This window comes from Pseudomonas sp. MOIL14HWK12:I2 (genome assembly GCF_000510745.1).
Taxonomy (GTDB): Bacteria; Pseudomonadota; Gammaproteobacteria; order Pseudomonadales; family Pseudomonadaceae; genus Chryseomonas; species Chryseomonas oryzihabitans.
In genome coordinates this window covers 162912-178387 of sequence record NZ_AZOA01000003.1, presented here as the reverse complement: position 1 = coordinate 178387, position 15476 = coordinate 162912, and the positions used below count along the sequence as shown (strand labels likewise).

Annotated in this window: 15 protein-coding genes and 1 riboswitch; of the genes, 12 read left to right on the top strand and 3 right to left on the bottom strand. The window is 69.2% G+C overall.

Going from position 1 to position 15476, the window contains the following annotated elements; translation table 11 throughout:
- Positions 1–30: 30 nt before the first annotated feature.
- Positions 31–360, bottom strand: a complete 330-nt coding sequence (locus PSK12I2_RS0100880; RefSeq protein ID WP_027596934.1) for a four-helix bundle copper-binding protein — start codon at positions 358–360, stop codon at positions 31–33.
- A gap of 97 nt (positions 361–457) precedes the next feature.
- Positions 458–654: riboswitch (cobalamin riboswitch) on the top strand.
- A gap of 95 nt (positions 655–749) precedes the next feature.
- Between PSK12I2_RS0100880 and cobO the strand changes: the two genes are divergently transcribed.
- The 11 genes from cobO to PSK12I2_RS0100825 all read left to right on the top strand — a co-directional run bounded on the left by cobO (position 750) and on the right by PSK12I2_RS0100825 (position 11815).
- The gene (gene cobO, locus PSK12I2_RS0100875) at positions 750–1376 is read left to right on the top strand and encodes a cob(I)yrinic acid a,c-diamide adenosyltransferase (RefSeq protein ID WP_027596933.1); all 627 of its coding nucleotides are present in this window, start codon (positions 750–752) and stop codon (positions 1374–1376) included.
- Positions 1370–2668 carry a cobyrinate a,c-diamide synthase gene (locus PSK12I2_RS0100870; protein WP_027596932.1) on the top strand — a complete coding sequence of 433 codons (1299 nt, stop codon included), beginning with the start codon at positions 1370–1372 and terminating at the stop codon, positions 2666–2668. The genes cobO and PSK12I2_RS0100870 overlap by 7 nt, the downstream gene beginning before the upstream one ends.
- Positions 2665–3315: a 5,6-dimethylbenzimidazole synthase gene (gene bluB, locus PSK12I2_RS0100865; RefSeq protein ID WP_027596931.1), complete on the top strand. Its 651-nt coding sequence runs from the start codon at positions 2665–2667 to the stop codon at positions 3313–3315. Before PSK12I2_RS0100870 ends, bluB begins: the two co-directional genes overlap by 4 nt.
- The gene (cbiB, locus tag PSK12I2_RS0100860) at positions 3312–4220 is read left to right on the top strand and encodes an adenosylcobinamide-phosphate synthase CbiB (RefSeq protein ID WP_027596930.1); all 909 of its coding nucleotides are present in this window, start codon (positions 3312–3314) and stop codon (positions 4218–4220) included. The genes bluB and cbiB overlap by 4 nt, the downstream gene beginning before the upstream one ends.
- A complete protein-coding gene (cobD, locus tag PSK12I2_RS0100855) occupies positions 4213–5202 on the top strand; it encodes a threonine-phosphate decarboxylase CobD (protein WP_027596929.1) in 990 nt (329 codons plus the stop codon). Before cbiB ends, cobD begins: the two co-directional genes overlap by 8 nt.
- Positions 5199–6650, top strand: a complete 1452-nt coding sequence (locus tag PSK12I2_RS0100850) for a cobyric acid synthase (protein ID WP_027596928.1) — start codon at positions 5199–5201, stop codon at positions 6648–6650. The genes cobD and PSK12I2_RS0100850 overlap by 4 nt, the downstream gene beginning before the upstream one ends.
- Positions 6651–7172, top strand: coding sequence for a bifunctional adenosylcobinamide kinase/adenosylcobinamide-phosphate guanylyltransferase (gene cobU, locus PSK12I2_RS0100845; protein ID WP_027596927.1), 522 nt, complete (start codon positions 6651–6653; stop codon positions 7170–7172).
- Positions 7169–8227, top strand: coding sequence for a nicotinate-nucleotide--dimethylbenzimidazole phosphoribosyltransferase (cobT, locus tag PSK12I2_RS0100840; RefSeq protein WP_027596926.1), 1059 nt, complete (start codon positions 7169–7171; stop codon positions 8225–8227). The genes cobU and cobT overlap by 4 nt, the downstream gene beginning before the upstream one ends.
- Positions 8220–8771 carry a histidine phosphatase family protein gene (locus PSK12I2_RS0100835; RefSeq protein WP_027596925.1) on the top strand — a complete coding sequence of 184 codons (552 nt, stop codon included), beginning with the start codon at positions 8220–8222 and terminating at the stop codon, positions 8769–8771. Before cobT ends, PSK12I2_RS0100835 begins: the two co-directional genes overlap by 8 nt.
- Entirely contained in the window at positions 8771–9502 is a 732-nt protein-coding gene (locus tag PSK12I2_RS0100830) for an adenosylcobinamide-GDP ribazoletransferase (protein WP_027596924.1), read from the top strand. The genes PSK12I2_RS0100835 and PSK12I2_RS0100830 overlap by 1 nt, the downstream gene beginning before the upstream one ends.
- Before the next feature lie 159 nt (positions 9503–9661).
- On the top strand, positions 9662–11815 hold the full coding sequence (locus PSK12I2_RS0100825; protein WP_027596923.1) for a bifunctional diguanylate cyclase/phosphodiesterase: 2154 nt from the start codon (positions 9662–9664) through the stop codon (positions 11813–11815).
- Here the strand turns inward: PSK12I2_RS0100825 and PSK12I2_RS0100820 are convergent.
- The gene (locus PSK12I2_RS0100820) at positions 11805–12752 is read right to left on the bottom strand and encodes a LysR family transcriptional regulator (protein WP_037007452.1); all 948 of its coding nucleotides are present in this window, start codon (positions 12750–12752) and stop codon (positions 11805–11807) included. The two genes, PSK12I2_RS0100825 and PSK12I2_RS0100820, sit on opposite strands and share 11 nt — an antisense overlap.
- A gap of 102 nt (positions 12753–12854) precedes the next feature.
- On the opposite strand from PSK12I2_RS0100820, the gene PSK12I2_RS0100815 reads away from it, so the two are divergent.
- Entirely contained in the window at positions 12855–13874 is a 1020-nt protein-coding gene (locus tag PSK12I2_RS0100815; RefSeq protein ID WP_027596921.1) for an NAD(P)-dependent alcohol dehydrogenase, read from the top strand.
- Positions 13875–13928: 54 nt separating this feature from the next.
- Here PSK12I2_RS0100815 and PSK12I2_RS0100810 read toward each other — a convergent pair whose 3' ends face one another.
- Positions 13929–15233: an OmpP1/FadL family transporter gene (locus PSK12I2_RS0100810; RefSeq protein ID WP_027596920.1), complete on the bottom strand. Its 1305-nt coding sequence runs from the start codon at positions 15231–15233 to the stop codon at positions 13929–13931.
- Positions 15234–15476: the final 243 nt, after the last annotated feature.

The following is a 15476-nucleotide window of genomic DNA, read 5'->3' as shown; positions in this document are numbered from 1 at the left end:
GCTCAGCGGATACGGTTATCGGCAGCCGCCTCAGGCGGCCATGGCCGCGCAGGCGTCGGCGCAGGCTGCGCAGGCCCGGGCGCAGGCCTGGCAATGCTCAGCCTTGTGCTTGCCGCATTCGGCGGCGCAGGCACGGCAGGTGGCCAGGCACAGGGCGCAGGCTTCGGCGATGCGGTCGCTGCCGCGCTGCATGAAGGTGGCGGCCAGGCGGCAGGCGTCGGCGCAATCGCGATCCAGACGGACGCAGTCACGCATCATGTCCAGATTGGCTTCGCCCAGGCAGGCGCTGGCGCAGGTTTCGCAGGCGGCGGCGCAATCGAGGCAGGCCTTGATGCAGGCGGCGAGGGTGGCATCGTTCATCCGGTAGCTCCTGGCGGTGGGTGTCTAGGGTGGACCCGTCCGCGCGACGCCGAGTTCGGGCGGCGCCATCGATTGACGCTCTCCCGGCTAGTCCGTACCCTGCGCCCTTGCACGTGGTGCCCCGCCTGGAGCGGGGTGAAACAGGGAAGCCGGTCGAGCCGGCGCTGCCCCCGCAACGGTAGTTGAGCAGTAGCTGCGCGATGCCCACTGGCCCTGGCCGGGAAGGGGCGCAGCGGATGCCCTTAGGGCATCGGCTCACCAGCCCGGAGACCGGCCACGCTTGCGTTCATCTCGGCGATGCGGAGGGCGTCGCGCGGCGTCGCCACCTGCCTTGCGCGGGCGGCGTCTCTGCCCGTTTCTCCGCCGCGCCCGCACCCGGAGAACCATCCATGACCGACACCCCCGATTCGACCAGCCCCGAGCGCGACGAGCGCCACCGCGCGCGCATGGTGCGCAAGAAGGCGGTGATCGACGCCCGCATCGCCGAAGCCCAGGACGAACGCGGCCTGCTGCTGGTGCATACCGGCATCGGCAAGGGCAAGAGCAGCTCCGCCTTCGGCATGGCGGCGCGCGCCCTCGGCCACGGCATGAAGGTGGGCGTGGTGCAGTTCATCAAGGGCCGCCGCGATACCGGCGAGCAACTCTTCTTCAAGCGGTTCCCGGACGAGGTGCGCTACCACGTCATGGGTGAGGGCTTCACCTGGGACACCCAGGACCGGGCCCGCGACCTGCAGTCGGCGGCCGCGGCCTGGGCGGTGGCGGTGGAGCTCTTGCGCGATCCGGCCATCGGCCTGGTGCTGCTGGACGAACTCAACATCGCCTTCAAGCATGGCTACCTGGAGGTCGACCAGGTGCTGGCCGACCTGGCCGGGCGTCCGGCTCATCAGCACGTGGTGGTGACCGGCCGCGGTGCGCCACAGGCATTGGTCGAGGCCGCCGACACCGTGACCGACATGAGTCTGGTCAAGCACGCCTTCCAGGCCGGCGTCCGCGCCCAGCAGGGCATCGAATGGTAGGCGAGACGCGGCATTGCCCGGCGCTGCTGATCGCCGCCCCGGCCTCGGGTCAGGGCAAGACCAGCGTCACCGCGGCCCTGGCCCGGCTGCACGCCCGCCAGGGGCGGCGGGTACGGGTGTTCAAGTGCGGCCCGGACTTTCTCGATCCGATGATTCTGGCCCGCGCCAGCGGCGCGCCGGTTTACCAGCTCGATCTGTGGATGATCGGCGAGGCCGAGAGCCGGCGCCTGCTGTGGGAAGCGGCGGGGGAGGCGGATCTCATCCTCATCGAAGGCGTCATGGGGCTGTTTGACGGCCAGCCCTCCGCGGCCGACCTCGCCGAGCGCTTTGGCGTACCGGTGCTGGGCGTGATCGACGCCGCCGGACTGGCGCAGACCTTTGGCGCCCTGGCCTATGGCCTCGCCCATTACCGGCCGAGTCTGCCCTTCGCCGGGGTGCTGGCCAATCGCAGCGGCAGTCCGCGGCAGACCCAGCTGATCCGCGGCAGCCTGCCGGCGGGCATGACCTTCTTTGGTAGCCTGCCGCGCGATGCCGGCATCGAATTGCCGAGTCGTCACCTGGGGCTGATCCAGGCCGACGAGGTCACCGACCTGGATCGCCGTCTGGACATGGCGGCCGATGCCCTGGGCGCCAGTTCCGACATCGAATTGCCGCCGCCCGTGGCCTTCGCCGCGCCGGAGCCGACCGCGGTCGAGCCACTGCTAGCCGGAGTGCGGATTGGCGTGGCCCGGGATGCGGCGCTAGCCTTCATCTACCAGGCCAACCTGGATCTCTTGCGCGCCCTGGGCGCCGAGCTGCAGTTCTTTTCCGTGCTGGCCGACACGACGCTGCCGGCGGTGGACAGCCTTTATCTGCCGGGCGGCTATCCCGAGCTGCACCTGCAGACGCTGTCCAACAACCTGGGCATGCGCGCGGCCATCCGCGCCCACCACGCAGCGGGCAAGCCGATCCTCGCCGAGTGCGGCGGCATGCTCTATCTGCTCGACGAACTGACCGACAAGGCCGGCGAATCCGCCAGCCTGCTCGGGCTGCTGCCGGGCAGCGCGCGGATGCAGGCGCGACTCACCGCCCTGGCCCTGCAGTCGGTGGATTTCGAACAGGGCACCCTGCGCGGCCACACCTATCACCACTCCGCCCTGGAGTCACCCGAGACGCCCTGGGCGCGCGGGCTGTGCCCCAACGGCAAGGCGGTGGCCGAGGCGGTCTACCGAGACGGTCGCCTCACCGCCAGCTATATTCACTTCTACATGCCGTCGGCACCCGCCGCGGCCGCCGCGATGCTCAAGCCGTGACCACGACCCCCTATACCCCCGCCGACCAAGCCGCCGTCTACCGAGCCATCGCCGAGCGCCGCGACATGCGCCATTTCTGCGGTGGCGAGGTGCCTCCCGAACAACTGGCCCGTCTGCTGGGCGCTGCGCACCAGGCGCCCAGCGTCGGACTGATGCAGCCCTGGCGCTTCCTGCGCATCAGCGATCCAGCCCTGCGCCAGCGCCTGCACGAATTGGTGGAAGAAGAGCGCTGCGCCACCGCCGAGGCCCTTGGCGAGCGCAGCGACGACTTCATGAAGCTCAAGGTGCAGGGCATCCTCGACTGCGCCGAGGTGCTGGTGGCGGCGCTCATGGACGGCCGCGAAGCCCACGTCTTCGGCCGCCGTACCCTGCCGGAGATGGACCTGGCCTCGCTGTCCTGCGCCATCCAGAATCTCTGGCTGGCCGCCCGCTGCGAAGGCCTGGGCATGGGCTGGGTGTCGCTGTTCGAACCGGAAGCCGTGCGCAGCCTGCTGGAGATGCCGGAAGGCGCCCAGCCGGCGGCCATCCTCTGCTTGGGGCCGGTGGAAGCCTTCTACCCGCGGCCCATGCTGGAAGAGGAGGGCTGGCGCCAGGGGCGGCCGCTGGAGGAACTGGTCTTCGAGAACCGCTGGGGCCAGAAGCCATGATGCTGGCCTTCGCGGTCGTCGGCGGCATGCTGCTCGACCTGCTGCTCGGCGAACCCCGCCGCGCCCATCCCCTGGTCCTGTTCGGGCGCCTGGCCGATAGCCTGGAGGCCCGCTTCAATCCCGGCGGGCGCGGCTGGCGCAGCCATGGCGTGATGGCCTGGAGCCTGGCCGTGTTGCCTTGGGTGCTGCTCACCGCCTTGCTCTGCCAGATCGGCTGGCTGGCCTGGATCATCCAGCCCCTGGCGCTGTATCTGGCCGTGGGACTGCGCAGCCTGGGCGAGCACGCCGAGCCGGTGGCGCGCGCCCTGCAACGCAACAACCTGCCCGAGGCGCGGCGTCGGGTCGGCTATCTGGTCAGTCGCGAAACCAGCGAGCTGGACGAGACCGCCGTGGCCCGCGCCGCCACCGAATCGGTGCTGGAGAACGGCAGCGATGCGGTCTTCGCCGCGCTGTTCTGGTTCGCCCTGCTCGGCGCACCCGGCGTGGTGCTCTATCGCCTGGCCAATACCCTGGACGCCATGTGGGGCTATCGCACGCCGCGCCTGGAGCGTTTCGGCTGGGCCGCGGCGCGCCTGGACGATGTCCTCAACTATATCCCCGCGCGCCTGGTGGCCCTGACCTATGCCGGCCTCGGCCGTTTCTGGAGCGCCATCGAAAGCTGGCGGACCCAGGCGCCGCTGTGGGACAGCCCCAACGCCGGCCCGGTGATGGCGGCCGGTGCCGGTGCCCTGGGCGTGAGCCTGGGCGGTCCGGCCCGCTACCACGGCGAGTGGCACGAGCGCCCGGTGCTGGGCCGTGGCCCGGCGCCGACCTTCCTGGCCATCACCCGCGCCCTGAAATTGGTCCGCCGTGGCGCCTGGTTGTGGACCGCACTGATCGCCCTGGGAGGACTGCTGCTTGCTTGAGCACGGCGGTCGCCTGAGGCGCGCGGCGCGCACCTACGACATTCCCCTGGGCGACTGGCTGGACCTGTCCACCGGCCTGGCTCCCTGGCCCTGGCCGCTGCCGGAGATTCCCGCCAGCGCCTGGGCACGGCTGCCCGAGCCCGACGACGGCCTGGTGGAAGCCGCCTGCGCCTGCTACCGGGCCAGCGCGGCTCTGCCGGTGGCCGGCTCCCAGGCCGCCATCCAGGCGCTGCCGACCCTGCGTCCATCCGCGCGGGTCGCGGTGCTGGCGCCCTGTTATGCCGAGCATGCCCTGGCCTGGCGTCGCGCCGGGCACGAGGTGCTGGAGTGGGACGAGACAGGCATCGCGACCCATCTCGACCAGCTGGACGTGGTGGTGGTGGTCAATCCCAATAACCCCACCGGCGAGCGCCTGTCGCCCGCCCGGTTGCTGGACTGGCACGCCCGGCTCGAACGCCGGGGTGGCTGGCTGGTGGTGGACGAGGCCTTCATGGATCCCACCCCGGGGGCAAGCCTTGCGCCCTTCAGCGATCTGCCCGGCCTGATCGTGCTGCGCTCCTTTGGCAAATTCTTCGGACTGGCCGGGATGCGGCTGGGCTTCGTGCTGGCGGCGCCGAGCCTGCTGGCGCAGCTGGACGAGCAGGTGGGGCCCTGGACGGTGAACGGCCCCAGTCGTTATCTCGCCCGGCAGCTGCTGGCCGATCAGTCGGGCCAGCAGCGTCAGCGCGAGGCGTTGCTCGAGGCCGGCGAGCGGCTGGCCGCGGTGCTCGCTAGCCATGATCTGCTGCCCAGCGGCGGCTGTGCCCTGTTTCAATTGCTGCAGCGCCCGGATGTCGCGGCTCTGCACGAACACCTGGCCCGCCAGGCCATCCTGACCCGTCTGTTTCCCGCGCTTGGCGCTCTAAGATTCGGTCTGCCCGGCGACGAGGCCGGCTGGCAGCGCCTGGACCAGGGCCTCGCCAGCTACCGGAGTCCCCTATGAGTACGCTGATGGTGCAGGGCACCACCTCCGACGCCGGCAAGAGCACCCTGGTGGCCGCCCTGTGCCGCTGGCTCTATCGCCAGGGCGTGGCCGTGGTGCCCTTCAAGCCGCAGAACATGGCGCTCAACAGCGCCGTGACCGCCGATGGCGGCGAGATCGGCCGCGCCCAGGCGGTTCAGGCCCAGGCCTGTGGCCTGGCGCCCCATACCGACATGAATCCGGTGCTGCTCAAGCCCAATACCGATGTCGGCGCCCAGGTGATCATCCATGGTCGCGCCGTCACCAGCATGGATGCCAAGGCCTATCACGCCTACAAACCGGTGGCGCGGGAAGCGGTGCTGGCCTCCCATGCGCGATTGGCCGAGCGCTATCAGGTGGTGCTGGTGGAAGGCGCCGGTTCGCCGGCCGAGATCAACCTGCGCCAGGGCGACATCGCCAACATGGGCTTCGCCGAGGCGGTGGACTGCCCGGTGCTGCTGGTGGCGGACATCGACCGCGGCGGCGTCTTCGCCCATCTGGTCGGCACCCTGGACCTGCTCGAACCCAGCGAACAGGCGCGCGTCGCCGGCTTCATCATCAACCGCTTCCGTGGCGACCTGGCCCTGCTGCAACCCGGGCTGGACTGGCTCGAAGCCCGTACCGGCAAGCCGGTGCTCGGCGTGCTGCCCTATCTGCACGACCTGCACCTGGAAGCCGAGGATCGCCTGGCCACCGGCCAGGTCGCCAAGCAGGGACCGCGCCTGCGGGTGGCGGTGCCGGTGATGCCGCGGCTGAGCAACCACACCGATTTCGATCCCCTGCGCCTGCATCCCCAGGTGGAATTGCTGTTTGTCCGCCAGGGCGAGGAATTGCCCGCTGCCGACCTGATCATCCTCGGCGGCTCCAAGAGCGTGCGCGGCGACCTGGCCTTCCTGCGCGCCCAGGGCTGGGATACGGCCATCGCCCGTCACCTGAGATACGGGGGACGGGTGCTGGGCATCTGCGGCGGCTTCCAAATGCTTGGCGAGCGGATCGCCGATCCCCTCGGGCTGGAAGGCGCGCCGGGTGACAGCGCCGGTCTGGGCCTGTTGGCCATGACCACCGAACTGGCGGCGGAAAAGCAGCTGCGCAACGTGCACGGCTGGCTGAACGACGGCAATGCCGAGGTGGCCGGCTACGAGATCCATGCCGGCGTCAGCCAGGGCCCGGCCCTGGAGCGCCCGGTACTGCGCTTCGCCGATGGCCGCGTCGACGGCAGCCTCAGCGACGACGGCCAGGTGCTGGGCACCTACCTGCACGGCCTGTTCGAGTCGCCAGCCGCCAGCGTCGCCCTGCTGCGCTGGGCCGGCCTGGCCGAGCCGCGGCAGCTGGACTACCACGCCCTGCGCGAACGGGATCTGGAGCGCCTGGCCGATCTGGTCGAACACCACCTGGACACCGGGCGCCTGCGCGCCCTCTGCGAGCTCTAGATGCGCGAATTCATTCTCGGTGGCGCGCGCTCCGGCAAGAGCGCCCTGGCCGAGCGCCTGGCCGCCGAGTCCGGCCTTGCCGTCACCTATATCGCCACTGCCGGTGGCAGCGATGCCGAGCTGGCGCGGCGCATCGAGCGCCATGCCGCCCGCCGGCCGGCGCACTGGGCGCTGGTGGAAGAACCCCTGGCGCTGGCCGAACGTCTGGCGGCCCTGGCGGCGCCGGAGCGCTGCCTGCTGGTGGACTGCCTGACCCTCTGGCTGACCAATCTGCTCCTGCTCGACGATCCCCGGCGCCTCGATCGTGCCTGCGCGGAGCTGCTCGAGCTCGTGCCGCAGTTGCCCGGTCACCTCATCTTCGTCAGCAACGAGACCGGCCTGGGCGTCGTCCCGCTGGGCGCGCTGACCCGCCGTTACGTCGATGCCGCCGGCGAATTGCACCAGGCCCTGGCCGCGCGCTGCGAGCGCGTGGTGCTGACCGTCGCCGGTCTCCCCCTGACCCTCAAAGGAACCCCGCTATGAGCATGCCCTGGTGGCAAGGACCCTGCCGCCAACCCGATACCGCTGCGGCCGAAGCCGCACGCCAGCGGCAGACGGTATTGACCAAGCCGAGCGGTTCGCTCGGTGATCTGGAAGTGCTGGCCATCCAGCTGGCGGCCCTGCAGGGCACGCCGCGGCCGCTGCTGCAGCGCACCGCCATCGCGGTCTTCGCGGGTGATCACGGGGTAGTGGAAGAGGGCGTCTCGGCCTATCCGCAGTCCGTGACCGCCGAGATGGTGCGCAACTTCGTCTGCGGCGGGGCAGCCATCAGCGTGCTCGCCCGGCAACTGGATGCTGCTCTGGAAGTCATCAACCTGGGCACCGTCACGCCGCTGGAAGCGCTGCCCGGCGTCATCGACCTGCCCCTGGGGCGCGGTACCGCCAACTTCACCCTGACCCCGGCCATGACCCATGACCAGTGCCAGGCGGCGCTGCTGGCCGGTCGCGACGCCGTCCTGCGCGCCTGTGCCGGCGGCGCCGACCTGTTCATCGGTGGCGAGATGGGCATCGGCAACACCACCGCCGCCAGCGCCATTGCCAGCGTGCTGCTGGACACCTCGCCGCTGGCCCTGGCCGGCCCCGGGACCGGGCTGGACGCCGATGGCGTGGCGCGCAAGGTGGCGGTCATCCAGCGCGCCCTGTTGCGCCACGGCGACGCCCTGGAGGATCCCTACGAACTGCTGCGCCGCCTGGGCGGCTTCGAGCTGGCCGCCCTGACCGGTGCCTATATGGCCTGCGCCCAGCAGGGCCTGCCGACCCTGGTCGACGGCTTCATCTGCTCGGTGGCAGCCCTCTGCGCCCAGCACCTGCAACCCGATACCCGCGACTGGCTGCTGTTCGCCCACTGTGGCGCCGAGCCCGGCCACGCCGCGGTGCTGCTGGCGCTGGGTGGCGAACCCCTGCTGGATCTCGGCCTGCGCCTGGGCGAAGGCAGCGGCGCGGCCCTGGCCGTGCCGCTGCTGCAGCTGTCCTGCCGCCTGCACAGCGAGATGGCGACTTTCGCCGAAGCCAGCGTCTCCAGTCGCGCCCATGACTGATTGCTGGTTGCTGCGCCATGGCGTCACCGAAGGCCCCGAGGGCTTTCGTGGACGCCTCGATCCGCCGCTGGCGGAACACGGCTGGGCGCAGTTGCGCGCCGCCGTCGCCCCGCAGCCGCCTTTCGAGCTGATCCTGACGTCGCCGCAGCAGCGTTGCGCGCGCTTCGCCGAGTGGCTGGCGGCGGAGCAGGGCGCCGAGCTGGCGGTGGAAGCCGATCTGCGCGAACTGGATTTCGGCGCCTGGGAAGGCCGTACCGCCGCCGAACTCATGCAGGACCACGCGGACGCCCTGGGCCGCTTCTGGGCCGATCCCTATGCCCATACCCCGCCCGGGGGCGAGCCCGTGGCGGCCTTTGCTGCGCGGGTCCTGGGCGCGGTGGCGCGCTGGCGGCCACGGCTGCAGGGCCGGCGCAGCCTGATCGTCACCCATGGCGGCGTCATCCGCCTGCTGCTGGCCCGCCAGCGGGGGCTGCCACCCAAGGACCTGCTGCAGGTCGAGGCGCCCTACGCGACCCTGCAGCCGCTGGCGCTGGAGGAGGGCTGATGCCGCTGCCGCTGCTGATCGCCGTGCAGTTTCTGACCCGCCTGCCGGTGCGCCTGCCCGGCATGCCGCCCGCCGCGGCGGTCGGCCGCTCGGTGCTCTGGTATCCGGCGGTCGGCCTGCTGCTGGGGGCGCTGCTCAGTCTGATCGCCTGGCTGGGGGCGTCGGGCGGTGTCTTGCTGCAGGCGGCCCTGGTGCTGGCCGGCTGGGTGGTCCTCACCGGCGGCCTGCATCTGGACGGCCTGGCCGACACGGCGGATGCCTGGATCGGCGGCTACGGTGACCGCGAGCGGACCCTGGCCATCATGAAGGATCCGGCCTGCGGCCCCATGGGCGTGCTGGCGCTGCTGCTGACCCTGCTGCTCAAGTGGAGCGCCCTGGTGGTGCTTCTGCCCCACGCGCCGGCCGCGCTGTGGCTGGCGCCGCTGGCCGGTCGCCTGGCGTTGCCCTGGCTGTTGCTGACCACCGCCTATGTGCGCCCTGGCGGTCTGGGCGAGCTGCTCAGTCGTCACCTGCCGCGGAAGGTCCTGGTCCGGGTGCTGTTGCTGGGGGCTCTGGGCATGGTCCTGCTACCCCAGGGCCTGACCGCGCTGCTGGTGACCGCCGGGATCGCGCTGCTGGTGCGTCGCGCCCTGCGCCGGCGGCTTGGCGGTACCACGGGCGATACCGCGGGCGCCCTGCTGGAGATCGTCGAAGCCGGGGTGCTGGTCGTGCTGGCCCTGACGCTGGGCTGAAAAATCGGCCCAAGCGTGAGATACCCGGGATTTTGCGATCTCCGTCCTTGAACGACCCGGGTTAACGGGTTAATAAGGCGCCTGGTTGCGCGCCCAGCGAAGCCACCTCGGCACGTGCGGATCCAGAGGGAGTCGTCGTCAGCTGGACAAGGAGCCCCAATGACCGATGCGCCTCACAGCGTCGCCTCGCCCCGGGAAGTCGCCCCCGCGTCGCGGCTCCGCCTCAAGCCTCGCAGCCTGTTCGCCAAGTTCTTTCTGGCGTTCATCCTGGTGGACGCCCTGGGTACCCTGCTGTTCACCCTGCACAGCTATCGCCAGGCGCGCGACGCCAGCAGCCAGAGCATCGACTATCGCCTGATGAGCGCGGCCCTGGCGCTGCCGGAGATCCTCGGCGAGGACTATCTCGCCCAGTTGCAGGACCCCGCCAAGGCTGACCCGGAGCGCTATCAGCGGACGCTTGTCACCCTGGATCGCTATGCCCGCAAGGCCGGACTGGCCTCGCTCTATGCCTTCGTCAAGGAAGGGTCAGACTTTCGCTTCATCATGGATTCGGCCAACGAGGAGGAAATCCGCGTCGGCTACTTCGGCGACTATCGCCAGCTCTACGATCAGGCACCCCCGGAACTCGGTGCGGTGTTTGCCGATCATCAACCGCGTTTCGCGGAGTACCAGGATAACTTTGGCAGTTTCCGTTCCCTGTTCCTGGCCATTCCAGGACAGGACGGGCAAGCAGTCGTCATAGGGGCGGACATGTTCATGGAAGGAATAGCAGCGGCGGAGCAGTCGGCTCTGCTGGATTCGCTGCTCATAGGGGCGATCATCTTCGCGATGGGCGCCCTGGTCAGCCGGATTCTGGCTGGCGCGCTCAATCGCTATCTGGCCCGTCTCGGGCAGGCCACCGAACGCATCGCCGACGGTGACTATCAGCTAGGGCTCAAGGAAGGCCGCGATCCGGTCGGCCGGCTGGGCCGCGCCATGAACCAGATGGGCGCCGCCCTGGCCGCGCGCGAGCGGCGCATCAGCCAGCTGGCCTTTCGCGACATGCTCACCCGCCTGCCCAATCAGGTGCGGCTGGTGCTGGAAATCCGCCAGCGCATCGAGCGCGCCGCGGCCGGACGCTTCGCCGTGCTGCTGTTGGACGTGGCCAACTTCCGCAACATCAACGAATTGCTCGGCCAGGAAGGCGGCGACAAGATCCTGCGCCACCTGGCCCGCCGGCTGCGGGTCGCGGCGCCGGAAGAGAATGGCGTGGCGCGGATCGGCGCCGATACCTTCGTCCTCTTGCTGCCCTGGTTCGACGACGCCTCGGCGGAGGCGGCGCTGCTGTCGCTGCGCAACCTGGTGGAGAAGCCCTTCGTCAGCGGCAACCAGCGGGTGTCCCTGCGCATCACCTTTGGCATCGCCTGCTACCCAGAGCATGGCGGCAGCGCCGAAGCCCTGCTGGCCAACGCCGAGACCGCGCTGCAGGACGCGCGCCGGCGCCAGCTGCCCTTCGCCTTCCATGATCCGGACCAGGAGCGTCAGCGGCAGCTCGGCATCGCCATGCTCGACGCCCTGGACCTGGCCGTGGACCACGATCAGCTGCGGCTCTATCTGCAACCCAAGATCGCGCTGCCCGACGGCCGCGTCGAGGGCGCCGAGGTGCTGATCCGCTGGCAGCATCCGGAACTGGGCCTGCTCAAGCCGGACGCCTTCGTCGGCATCGCCGAACAGAGTCGCAAGATCTGCGACATCACCCTCTGGGTGCTGGAGCGCTGCATGCGCCTGCAACGGGAACGGCAGCTGGGCGCCCTCAAGCTCAACGTCAATCTGTCGCTGCTGGACCTCGAGCACCCGGCCTTCATCGCCCGCATCGGCCGGCTGCTGGACGAGACCGGCGCCATGGCCGCCGGCTTCTGCCTGGAAATCACCGAATCCCGCGCCATGAGCAATCCGGTGCAGGTGCTCGACTGCCTGCGCCAGCTCAAGGCCATGGGTTTCGAATTGTCGCTGGACGACTTCGGCGCCGGGCATTCCTCGCTGGCCTGCCTGAGCAGCTTTCCCATCGACGAGTTGAAGATCGACCGCCAGTTCATCGAGCACTGCCAGCTGCCCGGGGACCAGGAGGTGATCAGGCTGCTGGTCCAGCTGGGCCAGTTGCGTGGCCTGCGGGTGGTGGCCGAAGGCGTGGAAACCCGCCAGGCCCTAGAGGTGCTCACCGATCTGGGCTGCGACCAGATCCAGGGCCAACTGGTGGCCGGTGCCCTGTCGCTGGACGACTTCCAGCGCTGGTACGCCGAGCAGGAACAGGGCCTCTGGGCACTCAGGGCGTAGGCGAGGGCGCAGGCCCTGCCATTCCCGGTGCAGCGAGCAGTGGCGGCAGCCGCTCGATCAAGGCGTCCAGCACCAGGCGTACCCGAACGGGCAACTGTCGCGTGTCGGCCCAGACCGCCTGCAGGGCGATGGGTCGGGCGCGTTCGGCAAAGCTCAGCGCCACCAGCTGACCCTCGCGCAAGGCCTGGGCCACCAGCCAGTTCGGCAGGCGCGTGACGCCGAGGCCGCGGCAGGTCGCCAGCAGCATGGCGTCCAGATCGTCCAGCAGGATCCGGGCGGGCGGTCGGACCTCCAGCATCCGGCCCGCCGGGTCCTCGAACACCCAGCCCGCGCCCTCGACACCACGACTGTAGAGCACAGCCGGCTGCCGGGCGAGTTCATCCAGGGTGCGCGGCGTTCCATGGCGGGCCAGCCAGGCGGGAGCCGCACAGACCACCATGAGATCCTCGCCCAGCCACCGGCTGCGCAGGCCGGGTGTATCGTCCAGCGGACCGCTGCGGATCGCCAGGTCGATGCCTTCTTCCAGCAGGTCCACCTTGCGATCGTTGAAGGACAACTCGAAGTGCAGATCCGGCCAGCGCTCAGCCAGCTCGAACAGGATGGGCGCCAGGCAGCGGCGACCGAGCAGGACCGGCATGCTCAGGCGCAGTCGGCCGCGTGGGGTAGGGCGCCCAGGGGCGAGGTCGTCCTCGGCGCCCTCCAGCTCCGCCAGAATGCGCAGGCAGCGCTGGTAGAACAGCTCGCCTTCCAGGGTGAGTTTCTGGCTGCGCGTGGTGCGCTGGAACAGCGGGACGCCCACCTGCTCTTCCAGGCGAGCGACCGCCTTGCCAACGGCCGAGCGCGATAGGTGCAGCCGTTGAGCCGCGCTGCTGAAGTTGCCGGACTGCACGGCCTGGACAAAGGCCGCAATGCTGCCCAGGGAGTCTGCTCTGATCATGTCGATTGTCGCGCCTGACTATGCAATGTGGAGAATTTATCGCGCAACCGGAGTGGCTGGCTATTCAATAAGCTGGGGGATATCATTCATTGAGGACCTCCCATGCTTCCGTTCACCACCTGGCAATGGCAACTGCACCACTACGGCTCATCCAATCTGCGGCTGGCCCAAGCGCCCCTCTCTCGACCTGGCCCCCATCGGGTCGTGGTGCGGGTAGGGGCGGTGTCCCTCAATTACCGCGACCGCCTGATTCTGGAGAACGGCATGGGCAGCCCGCTGCGGTTTCCCCTGGTGCCGGGATCGGATTTGGCCGGCCAGGTCGTGGCCGTGGGTGAAGGGGTGAGCCGGGTCGGCGTCGGCCAACGGGTGATCAACACCTTCTGGCGTGACTGGCTCGACCAGACCGTGCCCGCTCAGGCAGCCGACGCGGCATTCGGCAGCGCCGATCTGCCTGGGGTACTCAGCCAGTATGTCGAGGTGCACGAGGACAATCTCGTCGCCGCGCCGCGGACTCTGGACGACGTTGCTGCCAGTACCCTGGTGTGCGCCGGCCTGACGGCCTGGCACAGCCTGGTCGAGGTAGGTCGGCTACAGGCCGGTCAGTGGGTGCTGGTACAGGGCAGCGGGGGCGTCTCGCTGTTCGCCGCGCAGCTGGCGCTCAGCCTGGGCGCCCAGGTGATCCTCACCAGTGCCAGTGCCGACAAGCGTGAGCGGGCGCGGGCCCTGGGCATTCAGCAGGTGATAGATCGCACCCAGCCGGATTGGGCCGAGCAGGCGTGGCAGGCGACGGGCGGACGGGGCGTGGACATCGCCGTGGAGGTGGCGGGTGGCGACCTGGGACGGACCCTGGAGGCCCTGGCCCCAGGCGGTGTAATCACCGTGGTTGGCGTTCTGGAAGGATTCCAGCTGCAGATTCCCTGCGCCACGCTGTTCGCGAAACGGGCGCGCATACAGGGCATCGCTGTCGGCAGTCGTAGGGCGCTGGAAGATCTGGTGCGCTGGATCGACCAGGCTGGCATCACGCCGACGCTGGCGGCCGAATACGCCCTGGCCGAGTTGCCGGCAGCGCTGGCCCATCTGGAGCAGGGCGCCTTTGGCAAGGTGGTGGTGCGGATGGACTGAGGCCCAGACAGCACGAAGCCGCCTGGCGGCGGCTTCGGTAGCGGACCCTGATGCTTAGAAGCGATAGGTCAGCTGGGCACCCAGACCGTGGGCGCTGTTGTCGTACTTGGCGCTGTAGCCGGCCTTGGTGGAGGTGGCGGGGCGATTGATCGACACGTCGTCTTCCCAGAGGTAGGCATAGGCGACGTCGATGGTCATGTCCTTGGTCGGCGACCAGCCGGCGCCCACCGAGAAGGTCTTGCGATCGCCCACCGGGATGCGCACGTTGCGGTTGCCGTTGTCGGCCGGCGAGGGGTCGATGGCCATGCCCGCGCGCAGCACCCACTGGGGATTCAGCTGATAGGCCGCGCCAACGGCGTAGGACCAGGTGTCCTTCCAGTTGAGCTCTTCCGTCACGGTCGCCAGGGGCGAACCCAGCACCGGCAGGGTGGGGGTGCCCTCGTTCTCCACGTCGATCGACTTGAGGCGACTCCAGCGGGTCCAGGTGGCACCGGCGTACATCGTCCAGTTGTTGTTCAGTCGGTAGGTGAAGGAGGCGTCGCTGCTTTCCGGCAGGGTGATGTTGAGGCTGGCGTCATACTTGCCGTTGAGCCGGCTGACCAGGGCGTTGGTGATCGGGCTGGCCTGGCTGTTGGCGCCGGTGACCTCGGTGTTGCCCTTGAGCTTGTAGGTGACCTTGGAGTGGTAGGTCAGGCCGAAGGTCAGGTCATCGGTCAGGTCCGCGAGCAGGCCGACGTTGAAGCCGTAGGCGGTGTCGTCGCCGTCGATCTTGACCTGGCCATCCTGGGTGCTGCCGAAGTTGACGTTGCTGTTGAGCTTGCCTTCGATGCGGTTGATGGTCGGACCGAAGCCGATGGAGACCTTGTCGGTGATCTTGTAGCTGACGGTGGGCTGGATGGTGATGACTTCCACCTTGCTCGCCTGACCCTGGTAGCGACCCTGGAAGGCGTGCTCGTAGTTGCTGATCAGCGCATAGGGGACATACACACCCAGGCCGAAGTGCAGGCGGTCATCCACCGGGGTCACGAAGTAGCCGAAGGGCACCACCGAGTTGGGCACCATGTCGCCGTCGTTGCTGCCCTGAACGGCCTGGCCGTTGGCATAGCGGCCGCTGGCGTCCTTGATGTCGATCTTGGCATGGATGTAGGCACCGCCCAGGGACACCTCGCGACCCAGGCGCGACATGCCGGCCGGGTTGCCATAGATGGTGGAGGCGTCCTGCGCGGAGGAAGAGCGTCCGGCGAAGGAAGTACCCATCCCGCTGACACTTTGTTCGTTGATAGCCAGACCGTTCGCCAGGGCATAGCCGGAAGCGCTCGAAACGGCCAATGCAAGTAGGGTCAGTTTTATTGTTTTCATGCTCTTGCAGCTCCATTGAAAGGCGAGAAGCGCTTATCTCCGCGGATTCCCAAGTCCGAGTGAGTACCTGCGCACACTCAGCTTTTAGCAGGCCCTGCTTGCGAATACAAAAAAAACTATTCGGTCACGTTTGGTTCGGGGCGGTCAGCCGGCGTTCATCCGACGAACCCGCCTGGAAAGGCGCTGAATGCCATGCGTTCCGGTACCGGAAAGGCGGGTCGAGCGGCACCGAAGATCGTGCCA